Origin of the sequence: Haemophilus sp. HMSC061E01 (assembly GCF_001810345.1) — a bacterium.
Classification (GTDB): Bacteria; Pseudomonadota; Gammaproteobacteria; order Enterobacterales; family Pasteurellaceae; genus Haemophilus_D.
In genome coordinates, this window is record NZ_KV801005.1 from 102568 (window position 1) to 120264 (window position 17697).

A 17697-nucleotide genomic window follows, 5' to 3' on the forward strand; every position below is an offset into this window, starting at 1 on the left:
ACGACTAAAAGTGCGGTCTAATTTAACAAAATTTTCCTTCAATTTAAATCTGTTCAAATAAAAAACGGATAACCTCGTTATCCGTTTTTATTAGTTTATGAAGAATCCTAGAATTGAACTTGTAAACGTAACCAATATTGACGTCCTGGCTCGTTCACTCGAACAGTTTGAAGCCCCGCTGAAGGATCTGCGCCTTTACTCACAAATTCTGCATAGGATTTATTAAATAAGTTATCAATTCCGCCCTGCAAAGTGGCATATTTATTAATTTTCCACCCTGTATTAAAGGATAACGTTCCAAAGCCTGCTGAAGCACCGATGTCCTGCCCAATAATGTTGCCTTGTCCCGTTGCATAGCGTTTTTGTGCAGAAACCACTCGCCATAATATTCCCGCGCTCAAGGTTTCATTATCCCAAGTTAATGAGTTTTTCCATTCTAATGGTGGTGTTTGAGCAAGTGGACGGTCGTCCGTGCGATTTTTACCATAAGTATAAGCCAGACTACTACCGATTTCCCAGTGATGTGCAAATTTCCATTTGCCTTCAATTTCGCCGCCTAATCGAGTTGCCTTGATATTACGAGCCGAGACATCTTTACCTACTCGTTCTAACATAATGAAATCGCGGACATCACTACCAAATAGCGACACAGAAAAATCAAAGGTATCATTTTTCCACATCAATCCCGTATCAATTTGACGGTTTTGCTCTTTATCTAAAACTTGGCTTGCACGGCGCTCCCAATAATCTGGCGCTCGCTCTGCAATCCCTACACCAGCATAATATTTAATACCATTTATTTCCTCTTCCCAACGGAAGAAACCTGAATGTAAACCATACGTATGATGTTTATTTGGGTGATTTGCAATTAAAGTGTCGTATTCAGCTTTCACTTCATCATAGCGATAACCAGAAATAAACTTACGACTATCACTTGCTGTCCAGGCCCCCTCAACAAATCCGCCCCATTGAGTAAAGTTTTGCTGTGGTTGATAAGGCTTGTGTCTATAGCCCTCACCATTCATTTCCATACGTGAAAGGTGTTTATCACGCATATAATCAATGCCTGTTTGCAAATTAATATCCGGCCAATCAAAGGTTGCTTTCAAATGCCCTGTATTGGTTTCACGCTTTGGATTCATTGCTTTTTTAACTTGATTTCCCATCATGCTTAAATAACGCATACTATAAGTATCCATCACGTGATCAATCTTGCTTTGACCGTAACGTAATTCTAGTTCAGTGAACCACGGGGTAATATTACGTTGTACAAATCGCACATTCCACGCATCACGATCAAATTTACTCCCATCCATCATTCGATCTGCATAAGCCGCTTCGCCTCGACTACGTTCATAAGTTCCGGTTAATAAGGTGTTTTCTGTCGGTGTGAAACCAAGCTGTAACATTTGATTACGACGCTCAAAAGAGGAATGAACTCGATTGCCATCGCCATCTTTGTAATTCCCCGCCTCATTGTGTGACATACTCGTACGTAAATAACCATATTTACCACCCGCCATCGCATCGAAATAAGCATCTCTACGTTTGTTTCCGCCAAGTGTGACACTGCCGTTTAAATAGGTATTTTGAGTATCAAATTCAGGCTCTTTACGCACAAAACGAACTGCGCCAGCCACCAAGCCAGAACCTTCAGTTACAGTTTGGGGACCTTTGGTCACCACCACTTCATCATAAGCTGATGGGAAAATATAAGCTGTAGGCGGATCCATTCGGTTGCTACACCCACCATAAATGAATTGATCGTCTGCTTGAATGTTCAAGCGAGAACCACCTAACCCGCGAAATAACGGATCGCCAGAACTCCCACCTTTACGAATCACGCTCATATTTGCCACAGATTGCAATAAATCTGCACCATCACCAGCAGGTAAAGGTTGAAGCGTTGTTTTAGGATTAAGTTTGACCGAATTGGTATTCGTCTGAGTAACACCTGTTACCACAATAGGATCCATTAATGTTACAGACTGCATATCCTCAGCAAAAGCATTAGATATAAAAAATGAAAGTGGAAGGAGGGCAAAATAAGATTTGTTATTCATAATCAATCCCTTGTTTTGGCACTTGAGTCATAAAAACCACAATTCAACCACATAAAATCTTTCAAACAAATACGCAACCGTTATAAAACATTTATCACATTAATGATTGAGATTGTAACAATACTGTAATGAATATGATTCTTATTAAGTGCAAAAGACAAGGTTAAAAGATGGCTATTTACTTATGCATTTCTGGTAAACATACTACTGCCAGCACTAATTGAGCTAATGCCAAAATAGTGCAAGGAAGGCCTAATAAAAAATAAGCTCCTATAATTGTATCAATAGTGCTATCCCAGTTTAAATCAACAAAATGCAAAGATAATCCGACGATAATAGGGATTAAAAAAGGCATAAAAAATGCCACCAATAAATACCGCCCATAGTAGCGACTTGCTTTTTCCCGAGTAACAAAAAAGATAAGTGTTGTCATCACCCCTGGTATAAATGAAATAAGAAAAGAAAGAAAAAATGCATCTCCAACAAACTCAGAAATAATGACTGCACATAATAATGCAATAAAAAAACTCCCAATAAAAAAACGTGGTATAGTCTTTTGTAATGCATTATTCATCTTTATATTTCCTTTCAAATAAAATTAATAACTCTAATAAGCAGATAAGAAAGCCTCCAGCTTTAATAAAGAACAAGGTTAAGAGGTTACTGTGTGTCCCATATTTTTATAAAACACGCTTGTGCTAACACCAGTTGAGCTACTCCCAATATACAAGCCAAAATACCGTGCGTTAGATAATACTCTACAAGCGTATCAATAGCATCATGCCAACTGTTTAAACAAATCAAATCGAATAATGTGGTCAGGATCGGAATTAAAAAGGGTGGCATCAAAAATGCCAGTAACAAATACCGCGAATAGTAGCTACTTGCTTTTCCCTGAGTGATGTAAAAAACAAACGTTGTAATCGCACTAGGTATAAATACGATAAAAAAAGTATAAAAAAATACCCATACCACGTCATCTGATGAGCTGCCATCCATTGAAGCAAGAAATAAATCAACGACGACTGTGCATAATAATGCAATAAAAAAACTCCCAATAAAAAAACTCCCAATAAAAAAACGTCGTATAGCTTTTTGCTGTTCATTTTGTTGTTCATTATTCATTTTTATATTTCCTTTTTTAATCAAAATTAGTAGTTCTAATAAGTAGATAAACAAGTAAAAATAAATTCTCTACTTTAATACTACTTAAATACTGCAATATATTCTTTTTCGTTGAAGCCAATCAATGCCTTACCATCTTGCAAAATAATCGGTCGTTTGATTAACGTTGGATTTTCAGCTAATACGGAAAGTGCGGTAGATTTCGAGAGTGTATTTTTCACATTTTCATCAAGATTACGCCAAGTTGTGCTGCGTTTATTGACTAAATTTTCCCAACCAAATTGGGCTTCTGCTTGTTGTAAGAATTGAGTATCTAATCCATCCACACGATAATCATGTAATTTATGTTGAATATTATGTTCAGTTAGCCACTTCAATGCTTTTTTCACCGTATCACAGTTTTTAATGCCATAAACGATAATCATATTCTCACCTCTAAAAACAAAAAATCCTCAATTCATTTAGAACGAGGATTTTAACTGCTACATGAATAAATCACAAATAGATTAGCCCGATACAAATTTTCACATCCAAAAGAAAAAGTGCGGTAAAAATCAACCGCACTTTTCAAAAGGGAAATTAGAATTCGTAACCTACGCCCACTTTAGCGCCATAGTTATTCACTTTAGTATCGTCAAAGCTACCTAAACGGTTATATTCTAAACCACCGTTTGCATACACTTTTTCTGCTAATTTATATTTAGCACCCGCGACTACGCCATAACCCACTTTGGTTTCAGAAGAGCTTTTATAGCGTTGATCCGCACGTTCTTCAAATTTGAAACGGTTTGCCGCAAGACGAGCACCAACATAAGGTTCAATTTGAGAGTTGGTATCGAAGTCATAGAATACTGTCGCACCTAAACCTTGAACTTTAGTTCCTTGGAAGTTACCGTGATGAGTATAATCACCTGCTACACGCACATTACCTAATTTGTAACCTACTGCAACACGAGGCTCAATTTTAGTTTTGCTTGAACCACCATTGCTTAATTTAGTTCTTGAAAGACCAAGATCACCTTCTGCATATAAACCTGCATTTGCAGTTGAAGCAACCGCTAATGCACCGACAACGATAGCTAATAATGATTTTTTCATTGGATAACCCCTGTTATTTGATTGAAAACACTAGAAATATACCACACTGCTTATGAATTTTCACTATGAAAAACCAATTTTCCCTGACATTTTCGACATAAATAGGCAATTTTATCTCGTTGAATGCGATTATGCCGACGAATCGTTAAATAATGGGTCTGACATTCGCATTGATAAGCAAACATTTTACCCTGTACACTTTCCACATCGAATTGATGGCAAGTATCAGCTGGAAGATTAAATAACTGTGTCATCACCGCTTGCCATTCCTGTCCATGCGGTTTCACTCGACCAAATACTTGATACACAATAAGATGGGCTAATTCATGGGGAACAACCTGATGAATAAATTCATCTGAGTTCTCGAGTAGCAAAGTGCGGTTAAATTTAATCTCATTTTTCTGCAAGTATGCAACGCCGGCCTTTACACCTCGCAAGTCATAACTGATTGTCGGAATGGGAAATTTCTGTTGAAAGTGACGTTCAGCCAGTTGTAATGTTTCTGCAAGCTTGCGTTGCACCTGCATTTTTAAATGCCGAAACTGAGTTTGATATGACATCATCATACTAAGTAAACAAAAACCGCTAAATTAGCGGTTTTTATCATATACATTTAATTTACTTATTTTAGACCTGCTGCCGCACGTAACTCTTCAGCGCGATCTACTTTTTCCCATGGGAACTGTTCACGACCAAAGTGTCCATACGCCGCAGTTTGGCGATAGATTGGTTGAATTAAATTTAACATTTTAATTAAACCATAAGGGCGTAAATCAAAGAATTCACGCACTAACTTAACCAATACTTCGTTTGATACTTTTCCTGTACCAAAGGTTTCTACCATGATAGAAGTTGGCTCTGCCACACCAATTGCATAAGAAAGTTGAATTTCACAACGATCTGCAAGGCCAGCCGCAACGATATTTTTTGCCACATAACGTGCTGCATAAGCGGCTGAACGGTCTACTTTTGATGGATCTTTACCAGAAAATGCACCACCGCCATGACGAGCTGCGCCACCGTATGTATCGACAATGATTTTACGACCTGTTAAGCCACAGTCTCCCATTGGGCCACCAATCACAAAACGACCAGTTGGGTTGATGAAATATTTTGTTTGTTGAGATAACCATTCACTTGGCAAAATTGGCTTGATGATTTCTTCCATCACGCCTTCATAAATTTCTTTTTGTGACACTTCTTCACTATGTTGTGTAGAAAGGACGACTGCATCTACACCCACGATTTTATTATCTTCGTATTTTAAGGTCACTTGGCTTTTCGCATCAGGGCGTAACCATGCTAATTTTCCGCTTTTACGCACTTCTGCTTGTTTTTCCATTAAACGATGCGCATAAGTAATCGCCGCAGGCATCAAGACTTCTGTTTCATTTGTCGCATAACCAAACATAATCCCTTGATCACCCGCACCTTGATCTAATGGATTCTCACGATCCACACCTTGGTTAATATCAGATGATTGCTTACCAATCGCATTTAATACCGCACAAGAATTGCCATCAAAACCCATCTCTGAGTGTTTGTAACCAATATCACAAATGACTTGTCGAGTGAGATTTTCAATATCAACCCATGCTGATGTAGTAATTTCACCACCAACTAACGCCATCCCTGTTTTTACATAGGTTTCGCAAGCCACACGAGCTTTAGGATCTTGTTTTAAAATTTCATCAAGTACCGCATCAGAAATTTGATCGGCAATCTTATCTGGATGTCCTTCTGAAACCGATTCAGAAGTAAATAAATAGCTAGACATAAGTTCTCTTCTTTTGGATGTATTGACGTATAGACGGCTATAATACGCTTTTTTGACTAATAAGCAAGCATTCCTATCAAGTATTTTTGAAATGTGACAAGAAGAACCTAAGCTTTACGACAGAATTCAGCTCATTAATGCATAAAATGGGCGACAAACGCCCATTTATTTACCAGATTTTACTTCACTAAATCCAACATTTCTTGTGCATTCGCCAAGGCAAGCTCTGTAATTTCACTGCCGCCGAGTAATCTTGCAAGAGCTGGAACTCTCTCTTCTTGAGAAAGTGCGGTCATTTTAGTTTCTGTTTTATCATCAACGGTAAATTTCTCAACATTAAATTGATGATGTCCATGGCATGCGACTTGTGGTAAATGAGTCACACAAAGCACTTGGCATTTATCGCCTAATTGACGTAATAATTTACCCACTACACTCGCGGTTTTACCGCTAATACCAACATCGACTTCGTCAAAGATCAGCGTTGGAATCGCCGATTGATCTGATGTTAAGACTTGAATAGCTAATGAAATACGAGAAAGCTCACCACCAGATGCCACTTTTGCTAATGGTTGTGCTTGTTGTCCTAAATTACTACGTAAAGTAAAGACGATATTATCTGCCCCATTTGACGCAACTTTAGTTAAATCCGAATTCACTTCAATAAAAAACTCGGCATTTTCCATTGCAAGTCCTTTGATAGAATGTGTAACCTGTTGGGCTAATTTCTCTGCAGCTTGGCAACGGCTTTCATGTAATTGTTTTGCCGTACGTTGCATTTTCTCAAAGGCAGCTTTTTCTTCTAGAATCAGGCGTTCTTCACTTTCTGAAAAATCTAAAAGTGCGGTCAATTCTGCTTTTAATTTTTGATGCCATTCCACCAACTCTTCAGGTTTCACATTATGCTTGCGAGCGAGTTGTAAAGCTTGACCTAGACGTTGTTCAATCTCTTGTAATAACATCGGATCTTGCTCAATATGAGAAGCAAGATGCTGCACTTCACTTGTCGCCTCTTGCACTTGAATAAGTGCATCATTCAACATTGTTTGAACAGAAGCATAGCGAGGATCTAACTCACTTAATTCATCAATATACTGTGTCGCACGATAAAGCATCGAATCGATACTCACGGTCTCATTTTCACTGAGTAACTGTAAGGCTGATTGTGATAACTGTGTCAGCTGTTCGCTATTTGATAGACGACGTTGATCCTCTTCCAATTCTAAATATTCATTTGGACGAAGTGCAAACTCATCCAACTCTTCTACCTGATATTGTAAAAGCTGTTTCTTCGCTTCATTTTCAGTAACTTTTTGTTGGAAGGTTTTAACTTGTGTTTGGAGATTTTTCCACGCGCGATAATCTTCTCGCATTTGTGCGAGCAAATCATGATGATGTGCAAATGTATCCACCAACTGAAGTTGGTAGTCATTTTTCAATAATAATTGTGAAGCGTGCTGCCCATTAATATGAATAAGATATTGACCAATTTCTTTTAATTGAGAAGCCGATACAGGCGTGCTATTAATAAAGGCTTTAGAACGCCCATCTGCATTGATGACACGGCGTAAAATACAATCGGAGGGATTATCAGGATCTAGCAATTCTTGTTCTTGCAACCATTGATAAGCGGGGTTCGTTGGTTCAATAGAAAAGGAGGCGCAGATTTCAGCTCTTTCCTGCCCTTCTCGAACCATAGACGTTTCAATACGTTGCCCTAAGCATAACCCCAACGCATCAATAGCAATGGATTTCCCTGCGCCGGTTTCCCCCGTGATCACAGACATTCCTTTCGCTAATTCAATCTCTAATTGACGAACAATCGCAAAATTATTGATGGTAAGTTGGGTTAACATAAAAAAATCTCCTTAACTGTATATTCATATATTATAACTGTCACAATATACAGTAAAGAGATTTTTAACTTTTGGGATTAGAAATTTTTAAGCCAACCTAATTTTGTACTTAATACATTGTAATAATTATAATTTTTAAGATGTAATAAACGTAGCTTGTGAGGGCTTTTTTCAATATGCACCACATCATCTGGGCAAAAATCTAGTGCAATTTGACTATCACAGCCTAATTCCAACTGTGAAGTATTATGTTCCGCAAAACGAATTGAAATCTTACTGTCGCCATCAATTACTAATGGTCGAGAAGAAAGTGTATGTGGGAACATCGGCACAAGGGCAATCGCATTTAAATTTGGTGTTAAAATTGGGCCGCCTGCGGAAAGCGAATAAGCGGTTGAACCTGTGGGAGTGGAAACAATCAAGCCGTCTGAACGTTGAGAAAAGGCAAATTTATCATTGATATAAACATGGAAATCAATCATGTGCGCAATTTTAGCGGGGTGAATCACCGCCTCATTTACAGCATTGCTACTGGAGATAATTTCTCCGTTTCGTTCAATTTTAGCTTCCAATAAAAAACGCTCTTCTACAAAAAATTCACCATGTTCTAAACACGCTTCGAGCTGTGCATAAGCATTTTTCGGGTCAATATCGGTCAAAAAGCCTAAGTTGCCTCGGTTAATCCCAATCATTGGAATATTATATTTAGCCAAAATGCGAGCACGCCCTAGCATATTGCCATCACCACCGATTACAATCACGAGTTGAGCTTGCTCTCCAATTTCTTCAACCGTTGCTAACACCTCTTCCGGTAAACCGAATTTTTCACCCACCTCTTTTTCAACTAAAACTTGATATCCTCGCTCTTTCAGCCATTGATACAAGTTTTTATGCATTTGCAAATTAATATCGCGACGTGGTTTTCCCATCAAGGCGATGGTTTTAAATGATTTGACTAATTCATCCATAACTATGATTGCTCCCAAGTACAGACTTACTGATTTTTGACCGCACTTGAATTTAAAATTTTAGCCATTATATTACATAGCAATTCAGTTTTGCTAAAATAGCACTAATTTTTGATAAATGGAGAAAAAGATGTCAGAACAAGCACAAAACTTAAATGAAAATGAAGAACTTGTTGAAGAAGTTCAGCAGGAAACCACCGCAACGGAAGATCCGTTAGAAGAAGCGATTGCCCGTGTACAAGAACTTGAAGAACAATTAAAAGCACAAGTAGAAGAAACCTCTAAAAAAGAGCAAGATTTATTGCTTCGTACGCGTGCTGAAATTGACAATATGCGTCGTCGCAGTGAACAAGACATCGAAAAAGCACATAAATTTGCGCTCGAAAAATTCTCAAAAGACATTTTAAATACGATTGATAACTTAGAGCGTGCGCTTGCAACGCCTGCCAATAAGGAAGATGAAAATATCAAAGCCTTATTCGATGGCGTCGAGCTGACTTTAAAAGAGTTACTCTCAACGGTTTCTCGCTTTGGTGTAGAGCCTGTTGGTGCAGTAGGTGATACCTTTAATCCAGATCTTCACCAAGCTATCTCTATGCAACCAGCAGAAGGCTTTGCAACGAATCAAATCACTACCGTTTTACAAAAAGGTTATACCTTAAATGGTCGAGTGATTCGCCCAGCCATGGTAATGGTTGCAGCTTAATTTCTTTTCTAAGACTAAAAGAGCGGACGATTTTTCGTCCGTTTTTTATTGCCAAAAATCTTGACATAGATCAAATTTATTAAAAAATAATTTGAGAATAATTCTCAATAAAAACTCTCTTGATTTCCAGATTTAGCAAGGTTCCTCCACAATTTTAAGCATCAAAAAACATAAAATAACACTACATATTGTGTGTTGATCTATTAAATAAAACTATATATAGTGCTTTCGTTTTTTTTAAAGTTAGCCTATATAGGAGTCATAAAATGAATGCTTTCTTCGTGATTAAGCGTGATGGTTCACGAATTGGGTTTGACCTACAACGTATTACTAATGCAATCAGAAAAGCGGCAAGTGCGGTCAATATTGTTGATGAAATGTATATCCATGATCTGAGCCAGCGAATTAATACCGAGATTTTTAGTCACTATCAGCATGAAATTGATATCAACCAGATTCAAAAAATCGTTGAAGATCACTTAATGACAAGCAAGTATCCACAAATTGCACGTGCTTATATTGAATATCGTCACGATCGTGATCTTGCTCGTGAAAAACGCAGCCAATTAACCAAAGAAATTGAAGGGCTGATTGAACAAAGCAACGTGGAATTACTCAATGAAAACGCAAATAAAGATGCGAAAGTGATTCCTACCCAACGTGATTTACTAGCAGGTATTGTGGCCAAACATTATGCTAAACGTCACATTCTGCCAAGAGATGTCGTGGAAGCTCACGAAAAAGGCGAAATCCATTATCACGACTTAGACTACGCGCCATTTTTCCCAATGTTTAACTGCATGCTGGTTGATCTAAAAGGTATGCTTTCACATGGTTTTAAAATGGGTAATGCCGAAATTGAACCGCCTAAATCTATCGGCACAGCAACAGCGGTTACTGCACAAATTATTGCTCAAGTAGCCAGCCATATTTATGGCGGTACAACCATTAATCGCATTGATGAAGTGCTTGCGCCGTATGTTCAACTCAGTTTTGAAAAACATTTGAAAAACGCTGCACAATGGCAAATTCCGGATGCGGAAGGTTATGCAAAAGCGCTAATTGAAAAAGAATGTTTTGATGCGTTTCAATCCCTTGAATATGAAGTTAACACGCTCCATACGTCCAATGGTCAAACGCCGTTTGTTACCTTTGGTTTTGGTTTAGGTACAAGTTGGCAAGAACGTTTAATTCAACAGTCGATTTTGAAAAACCGTATTCGTGGTTTGGGTAAAAATCATAAAACACCGGTCTTCCCTAAACTGGTCTTTACCATTAAAAAAGGCGTGAACCAAAACGAACAAGATCCGAACTATGATATTAAAAAACTGGCATTAGAATGCGCATCAAAACGCATGTATCCGGATATTTTAAACTATGATCAAGTGGTTAAAGTCACAGGCTCATTCAAAGCTCCAATGGGTTGTCGTAGCTTCTTGGGTGCTTATGAAGAAAACGGCCATGAAGTGCATGATGGTCGCAATAATTTAGGTGTGGTGAGTTTGAATCTACCTCGTATTGCTCTTGAAGCACAAGGAAACGAAGAAAAATTCTACCGCACTTTAGATGAACGCCTAGCCCTTGCGAAGAAAGCCTTGCTTACCCGTATTGCTCGGTTAGAAAATACGAAAGCCCGTGTCGCGCCAATTCTTTATATGGAAGGTGCGTGTGGGGTTCGATTAAAAGCCGATGATAACGTTGCCGATATTTTCAAAAATGGACGAGCATCAATTTCTTTAGGCTATATTGGCATTCACGAAACCATCAATGCGCTGTATAAAAAAGGGCATATTTTTGACGATGAACAACTGCGTGAAAAAGGCATCGCGATTGTTCGTCGTTTAAGCGAAGCGGTAAAACAATGGCAGAAAGAAACCGGCTATGCATTTAGCCTTTATTCCACACCAAGTGAAAACTTGTGCGATCGCTTCTGTCGTTTAGATACCAAACAATTTGGAGTTATTGAAGGCGTTACCGATAAAGGCTACTACACTAATAGCTATCACTTAGATGTAGAAAAAAAAGTGAATCCATACGATAAATTAGACTTTGAAATGCCTTATCCTGAATTAGCGAGTGGCGGCTTTATCTGTTATGGCGAATATCCTAACATTCAACATAACCTGAAAGCACTCGAAGATGTGTGGGATTATAGCTACGATCGTGTGCCTTATTACGGCACCAATACGCCAATTGATGAATGTTACGAATGTGGTTTCACAGGAGAATTTAATTGCACAAGTAAAGGCTTTGTTTGTCCGAAATGTGGCAACCATGACAGTGCAAAAGTGTCTGTAACCCGACGAGTTTGCGGTTATCTCGGCAGTCCTGATGCTCGTCCATTCAATGCGGGCAAACAGGAAGAAGTAAAACGTCGAGTGAAACACCTATAATGTCGCAACATTGATTATGATAAAATAGCTCATCAAAAGTGAGCTATTTTTATTTCAATAAATAAGGAAGTACCATGTCAACACTTACACAAATCACGCAATCCATCATGCAAGATCCCGATAATCAATCGTTCACAGCAAAAGGCATTGAACCGCTTTTTGCCGCGCCAACCACGGCTCGTATTAATATTGTCGGACAAGCCCCCGGAATTAAAGCCCAAGAAAGTCGTTTATATTGGAATGATAAAAGCGGTGATCGCCTACGTGAATGGCTCGGTGTGGATCGTGATACCTTCTATCATTCTGGTTTGTTTGCTGTCATCCCGATGGACTTTTATTACCCTGGAAAAGGCAAATCCGGTGATTTACCACCGCGCAAAGGCTTCGCAGAAAAATGGCATCCGCTAATTCTCGCTAATTTGCCTAATATTGAGCTGACGATTCTTATTGGACAATATGCACAAAAATACTATTTGCCAGAAAATAACCTTAATGTCACTGAGACTGTTCACCATTTCCGTGATTTTCTCCCTCAGTTTCTTCCGCTCGTTCACCCTTCTCCACGTAACCAAATTTGGCTCAAGAAAAATCCATGGTTTGAACAAGAGATTGTGCCAACATTACAAAAGCAAGTGAAAGCGATTTTATCCCGTTAAACAAATATTCCACGAATAAAGAGCGGTCAAAAATCAGGAGGTTTTTGACCGCACTTTGCTTTAATACTAATCAATTTTTAGTATGCATTATTTTCTGATTAATTACTCTTGTGCTACAATCGGCGGCCATAAAAAATATAAGGAGAAATATGCAATCAATCCCCGTCACCAATTCTCAACGAAAAGCGTGGAATAAACAAACCATTATATTCCTCTTTGATGTCGCGCTCTTTTTTATTTTACTTAATACCCTTCCTTTTGAACCGGCGGCAAATAAAGGATTATCTTTACTCGCATTTGTAGCCATTTTATGGCTTACCGAAGCCGTCAGTGTAACGATCACTGCATTGTTCGTGCCTATTTTATCTGTTCTGTTAGGATTAGCTAATAGTCGTGAGGCGCTTGTTGCCTTTGCAGATCCCACTATTTTCTTATTCTTTGGTGGTTTTGCACTTGCTACGGCATTAAATGTGCAAAAGATCGACCAAATGATTTCCAACAAAATCATGCAATTAGCGAAAGGTCGTCTCTTTGTTGCGGTGCTTTACCTCTTCTTAGCAACAGCATTTTTATCTATGTGGATGAGTAATACGGCCACGGCGGCGATGATGATCCCGCTTTCAATGACCATTTTAAGTCAGTTAGACCGTAATAAAGATCACAATACTTACGTATTCGTGTTATTAGGGATTGCCTATAGTGCCACCATTGGCGGGATGGGAACACTTGTGGGAAGCCCACCTAATGCGATTGCAGCCTCCCAACTTCATTTAGGTTTTGCTGACTGGTTAATGTATGGCACGCCAGCCATGTTAATTTTATTCCCGCTTATTATTGGTTGGTTATATCTTGTATTTAAACCTAAATTAGGCCTTCGTTTTGCTGCTGAATTTGAAAAAATTCACATGACCAAACAACGTATTTTAACGTTGGTCATTTTTATCACTGTAGCAATTCTGTGGATTTTTGGTGGGTACCTTAACCCAATTATTTCTCAATCATTAGGTTTGCCAAAACCTATTGGCAGCTTTGACAGTATGGTTGCACTCTCCGCAGCAATTGTCATTTGTGTAACGGGTATCGCAAGTTGGAAACAAGTGCAAGAAAATACAGAATGGGGTGTGCTGTTCCTCTTCGGTGGCGGTTTAACCTTAAGCTCGGTATTGACTGAGTCTGGTGCAAGTAAAATCATGGCAGATGGTATTGTCTTCATTATTGAAGGCGGTCACTACTATGTGATGGCATTAATTGTTGCCGCCTTTATTGTCTGCTTGACTGAATTTACGTCAAACACTGCAAGCGCAGCTTTACTGGTTCCAATCTTTATTTCCATCGCACAAGCACTGAATATGCCACCGCTTGGTTTTGCAATGATTATCGGCCTAGGGGCATCTTGTGCCTTTATGATGCCGGTCGGTACACCACCGAATGCGATTGTGTACTCAACAGGTTTTGTTAAACAATCCGAAATGATCCGCGTGGGTAAATTTATTGATTTAACCTGTATGCTAATTATCGGAACAATTGCTTATATCTTCTGGATGTAACCTTTAAAATCGAATAAGTGCGGTTAAAAACAAGATGATTTTTAACCGCACTTTTTTATTTTATTTACGCAAACGTTTGCCTGAAATAAAAATTAACGTATAATTCGCACAATTTTTTTACTTAGGGAAACCAAATGAATAACAACCTGCTTTATACGGTGGAAGACAAACCACCTTTCGGATTGAGTTTACTCCTTGCCGCACAACATTTACTTGCTGCACTAGGGGGAATTATTGCCGTACCATTAGTCATTGGTAACGTCTTAAAATTACCTACCGAAGACACCATTACGCTAGTGAATGCTGCACTTTTGATTTCTGGTGTGGTGACCGTTATCCAATGTAAAGGCTTAGGCCCTGTGGGTATTCGTTTGCCAAGTGTGATGGGGACCAGTTTTACTTTCGTTGCTGCTGCACTTGCCATCGGTTTCAGTGAATATGGCATCGCTGGTATTTTAGGTTCTTCTCTCATTGGTTCCTTAGTGATGATTATCGGCAGTTTCTTCATGCCGTATATTCGTAAATTATTCCCACCACTTGTGACAGGAACTGTCGTTATGATGATCGGCTTAAGTCTTATTCCAGTTGCCGTTGACTGGTTTGCTGGTGGTCAACGTGGTGATGCGAATTATGCGACGCCAGAAAATTTAATGATGGCGAGCTTTGTATTAGTGATAGTGGTCGCTCTCGTACAATGGGGTAAAGGCATTTTCTCTGCCGCAGCGATCGTTATTGGCATGATGACAGGCTATCTCGTCTGTTTAGCCATGGGCTGGGTAAGCTTTGAAGGTGTAAAACAAGCACAAACTTTTGCGATTCCGCAACCACTACACTTTGGCTTAGCTTTCCCTATTTCAGGTATTATCGGCATGTCTATTGCCTATTTAGTGACGATCGTTGAATCAAGCGGTAACTTCTTAGCACTAGGTAATGCCACCAAAACCGAAATCACTGGTAGACATTTACGAGGCGGGGTTTTAGCCGATGGTTTAGGATCAGCCTTAGCCGCCATTATGTCCACCACACCATTCTCTTCATTCTCACAAAACATTGGTGTCATTTCTCTAACTGGCGTGGCTAGCCGTCACGTGGTTGCGCTAACCGGTGTACTTCTAGCGCTAGCGGGCTTATTCCCTGTATTCGGTGCATTAATTGTATCAATTCCATTACCAGTATTAGGCGGTGCAGGCTTAATGATGTTCGCGATGATTATCGCTGCGGGTATCCAAATGTTGGATAAAGTGGCACGTAGCAAACGTAATGGTTTAATTATCGCGATTTCCATTGGCTGTGGCTTAGCCGTGACGACTCGTCCAGAATTACTTGATAAATTACCGCACTTTTTCAAAGAAGTGCTCGGTTCAGGCATTACTGTTGGCTCATTACTTGCCTTAATTCTTAACCTTGTGCTTCCAGAAGATAAAGTGGAAGAAACAAAAGAATAAAAATGCATCTCAACTAAGGGCAGATTAACACTGCCCTTTTCTTTTCCTGTAAAACATTTCTAAAACTGACCGCACTTTGTTAAAATCATGCATCATTTTCCATTTATGAAGGAATAAAAATGGCAGATTTACCTTTCTTCGTTGAGCTCAACGAACAAAATCTTACTGAAACGTTGCAACGTTCTGTTGAAACGCCACTTGTCATTAACTTTTATGCGCCAAGCCATAAAGAATCAGCTGATTTTGCAACAGTCCTACAACGTGTTGCAGAACAACATCAAGGACAATTTATTCTCGGCTTAGTCAATTGTGAAACAGAGCAAATGATTGCTGCTCAATTTCGTATTCAAGCATTGCCTACGACCTATCTTTTCAAAGAGGCTCAAGCAATAGATGCGTTCCCTGGTGCATTAGATGAAGCCAGTTTATTGCAACGTTTGAGTGCAATTTTGCCAAAAGAAGAAGATTTAAAATTCCAAAAAGCCTTGGATTTTTTACAAGTAGAAGATTACAACTCAGCCCTTCCATTACTGAAAGAAGCCTGGGAACTTTCGGATAAGAAAAACAGCGATGTGGCGTTACTTTATGCGGAAACCTATATCGCCATGAAAAAAACAGAACCTGCGGCAGATATTTTAGTGCAAATTCCGATTCAGGATCGCGATAGCCGTTGGCATGGATTACAAGCGCAGATTGAGCTTTTAATTAAAGCCGCTGATACGCCAGAAATTCAACAACTACAAGCGGATTATGCGAAAAATCCAACGCCTGAAATTGCGTTGAAATTGGCAGTACAGCTACATCAAGCTAATCGAAACGAAGAAGCATTGGGCTTATTATTTAGCATTCTTAAACAAGATCTTTCTGCGGAAAATGGTGAAGTGAAACAACAGTTTTTATCTATTTTATCAGCCATTGGCAATGCGGATCCTATAACCAATAAATATCGCCGATTGCTGTATTCATTGCTTTACTAATACGATCAACTATTTTTTTATGCATGAAGGCTTTATAATGAACGAATTCCAAAAGCCTCATGCTTTATTTTATAAACAAAGGATTCTTTATGTCAGACGTTAAACACAGTAAATTATTAATTTTAGGTTCAGGCCCTGCGGGTTATACCGCCGCTATTTATGCCGCACGTGCAAACTTAAAACCTGTTTTAGTGACCGGTCTTCAACAGGGCGGGCAACTTACCACTACTGATGAAATTGAAAACTGGCCGGGTGATTTTGAAATGACCACTGGTCCAGGTTTAATGCAACGTATGTTGCAACACGCCGAAAAATTTGAAACGGAAATCGTGTTTGATCATATCAATAAAGTCGATTTATCTTCTCGCCCATTCAAACTTTATGGCGATATGCAAACCTTCACATGTGATGCATTAATCATCGCAACAGGGGCATCAGCACGTTATATCGGATTAGAATCTGAAACCGCTTATAAAGGCCGTGGTGTTTCTGCTTGTGCAACCTGTGATGGTTTCTTCTATCGCAATAAACCCGTTGCGGTTGTCGGTGGCGGAAATACCGCCGTTGAAGAAGCTCTTTACTTAGCTAATATTGCTTCTGAAGTACATTTAATCCACCGTCGCGATAGTTTCCGCGCAGAAAAAATCTTAATCGATCGCTTATACAAAAAAGTCGAAGAAGGCAAAATTGTGCTTCATACTGACCGCACTTTAAATGAAGTGTTAGGTGATAACATGGGTGTAACAGGTGTTCGTTTAGAAAACGTGAAAACTGGCGAAAAAGAAGACGTGAAATTAGACGGTTTATTTATTGCCATCGGTCATGCGCCAAACACTGAAATTTTCCAAGGTCAGCTTGAACTTAACAACGGTTATATCGTCGTTAAATCAGGCCTTGAAGGCAATGCAACAGCGACCTCTGTAAAAGGTGTATTTGCTGCGGGTGATGTAATGGATCATAACTATCGCCAAGCCATTACTTCAGCAGGAACAGGCTGTATGGCGGCATTAGATGCTGAACGTTATTTAGATGCACAAGAATAAGTGCGCTAAATTCTCATGTAAGGTGCGTAAAACAAGGTTTCAC

The 17697-nt window shown here is 39.1% G+C and carries 16 protein-coding genes; 7 read left to right on the forward strand and 9 right to left on the reverse strand.

What is annotated here, in order from left to right; genetic code table 11:
• Window positions 1–107: 107 nt before the first annotated feature.
• The 9 genes from HMPREF2732_RS03930 to HMPREF2732_RS03970 all read right to left on the reverse strand — a co-directional run bounded on the left by HMPREF2732_RS03930 (window position 108) and on the right by HMPREF2732_RS03970 (window position 8887).
• The gene (locus tag HMPREF2732_RS03930; protein ID WP_070591339.1) at window positions 108–2063 is read right to left on the reverse strand and encodes a TonB-dependent copper receptor; all 1956 of its coding nucleotides are present in this window, start codon (window positions 2061–2063) and stop codon (window positions 108–110) included.
• A 178-nt stretch (window positions 2064–2241) separates the two neighbouring features.
• Entirely contained in the window at window positions 2242–2637 is a 396-nt protein-coding gene (locus HMPREF2732_RS03935) for a hypothetical protein (RefSeq protein WP_070591340.1), read from the reverse strand.
• An 86-nt stretch (window positions 2638–2723) separates the two neighbouring features.
• Entirely contained in the window at window positions 2724–3188 is a 465-nt protein-coding gene (locus HMPREF2732_RS03940; RefSeq protein WP_070591342.1) for a hypothetical protein, read from the reverse strand.
• Window positions 3189–3268: 80 nt separating this feature from the next.
• A complete protein-coding gene (locus HMPREF2732_RS03945) occupies window positions 3269–3613 on the reverse strand; it encodes an ArsC family reductase (RefSeq protein WP_005699881.1) in 345 nt (114 codons plus the stop codon).
• 154 nt (window positions 3614–3767) lie between these two features.
• The gene (locus HMPREF2732_RS03950) at window positions 3768–4286 is read right to left on the reverse strand and encodes an opacity family porin (protein ID WP_070591344.1); all 519 of its coding nucleotides are present in this window, start codon (window positions 4284–4286) and stop codon (window positions 3768–3770) included.
• 50 nt (window positions 4287–4336) lie between these two features.
• Entirely contained in the window at window positions 4337–4852 is a 516-nt protein-coding gene (locus HMPREF2732_RS03955) for a SprT family zinc-dependent metalloprotease (protein WP_070591346.1), read from the reverse strand.
• 56 nt (window positions 4853–4908) lie between these two features.
• The gene (metK, locus tag HMPREF2732_RS03960) at window positions 4909–6063 is read right to left on the reverse strand and encodes a methionine adenosyltransferase (RefSeq protein ID WP_005696483.1); all 1155 of its coding nucleotides are present in this window, start codon (window positions 6061–6063) and stop codon (window positions 4909–4911) included.
• Window positions 6064–6242: 179 nt separating this feature from the next.
• A complete protein-coding gene (gene recN, locus HMPREF2732_RS03965) occupies window positions 6243–7919 on the reverse strand; it encodes a DNA repair protein RecN (protein ID WP_049370120.1) in 1677 nt (558 codons plus the stop codon).
• A gap of 77 nt (window positions 7920–7996) precedes the next feature.
• Entirely contained in the window at window positions 7997–8887 is an 891-nt protein-coding gene (locus tag HMPREF2732_RS03970) for an NAD(+) kinase (RefSeq protein WP_049370119.1), read from the reverse strand.
• A gap of 130 nt (window positions 8888–9017) precedes the next feature.
• On the opposite strand from HMPREF2732_RS03970, the gene grpE reads away from it, so the two are divergent.
• From grpE to trxB, 7 genes are all read left to right on the forward strand, one after another.
• Window positions 9018–9593, forward strand: coding sequence for a nucleotide exchange factor GrpE (gene grpE, locus HMPREF2732_RS03975; protein ID WP_148129038.1), 576 nt, complete (start codon window positions 9018–9020; stop codon window positions 9591–9593).
• A 266-nt stretch (window positions 9594–9859) separates the two neighbouring features.
• A complete protein-coding gene (gene nrdD, locus HMPREF2732_RS03980) occupies window positions 9860–11986 on the forward strand; it encodes an anaerobic ribonucleoside-triphosphate reductase (protein WP_070591350.1) in 2127 nt (708 codons plus the stop codon).
• Window positions 11987–12060: 74 nt separating this feature from the next.
• Complete coding sequence (locus HMPREF2732_RS03985; protein ID WP_070591351.1) at window positions 12061–12642, forward strand: uracil-DNA glycosylase family protein; 582 nt, start codon at window positions 12061–12063, stop codon at window positions 12640–12642.
• Between the two features lie 149 nt (window positions 12643–12791).
• Entirely contained in the window at window positions 12792–14189 is a 1398-nt protein-coding gene (locus tag HMPREF2732_RS03990; protein ID WP_070591355.1) for a DASS family sodium-coupled anion symporter, read from the forward strand.
• 134 nt (window positions 14190–14323) lie between these two features.
• Window positions 14324–15634: a nucleobase:cation symporter-2 family protein gene (locus tag HMPREF2732_RS03995; RefSeq protein WP_070591358.1), complete on the forward strand. Its 1311-nt coding sequence runs from the start codon at window positions 14324–14326 to the stop codon at window positions 15632–15634.
• A 119-nt stretch (window positions 15635–15753) separates the two neighbouring features.
• Window positions 15754–16611: a co-chaperone YbbN gene (locus tag HMPREF2732_RS04000; RefSeq protein WP_070591362.1), complete on the forward strand. Its 858-nt coding sequence runs from the start codon at window positions 15754–15756 to the stop codon at window positions 16609–16611.
• Between the two features lie 89 nt (window positions 16612–16700).
• On the forward strand, window positions 16701–17654 hold the full coding sequence (gene trxB, locus HMPREF2732_RS04005; RefSeq protein WP_049367778.1) for a thioredoxin-disulfide reductase: 954 nt from the start codon (window positions 16701–16703) through the stop codon (window positions 17652–17654).
• The last annotated feature ends 43 nt before the right edge of the window (window positions 17655–17697 follow it).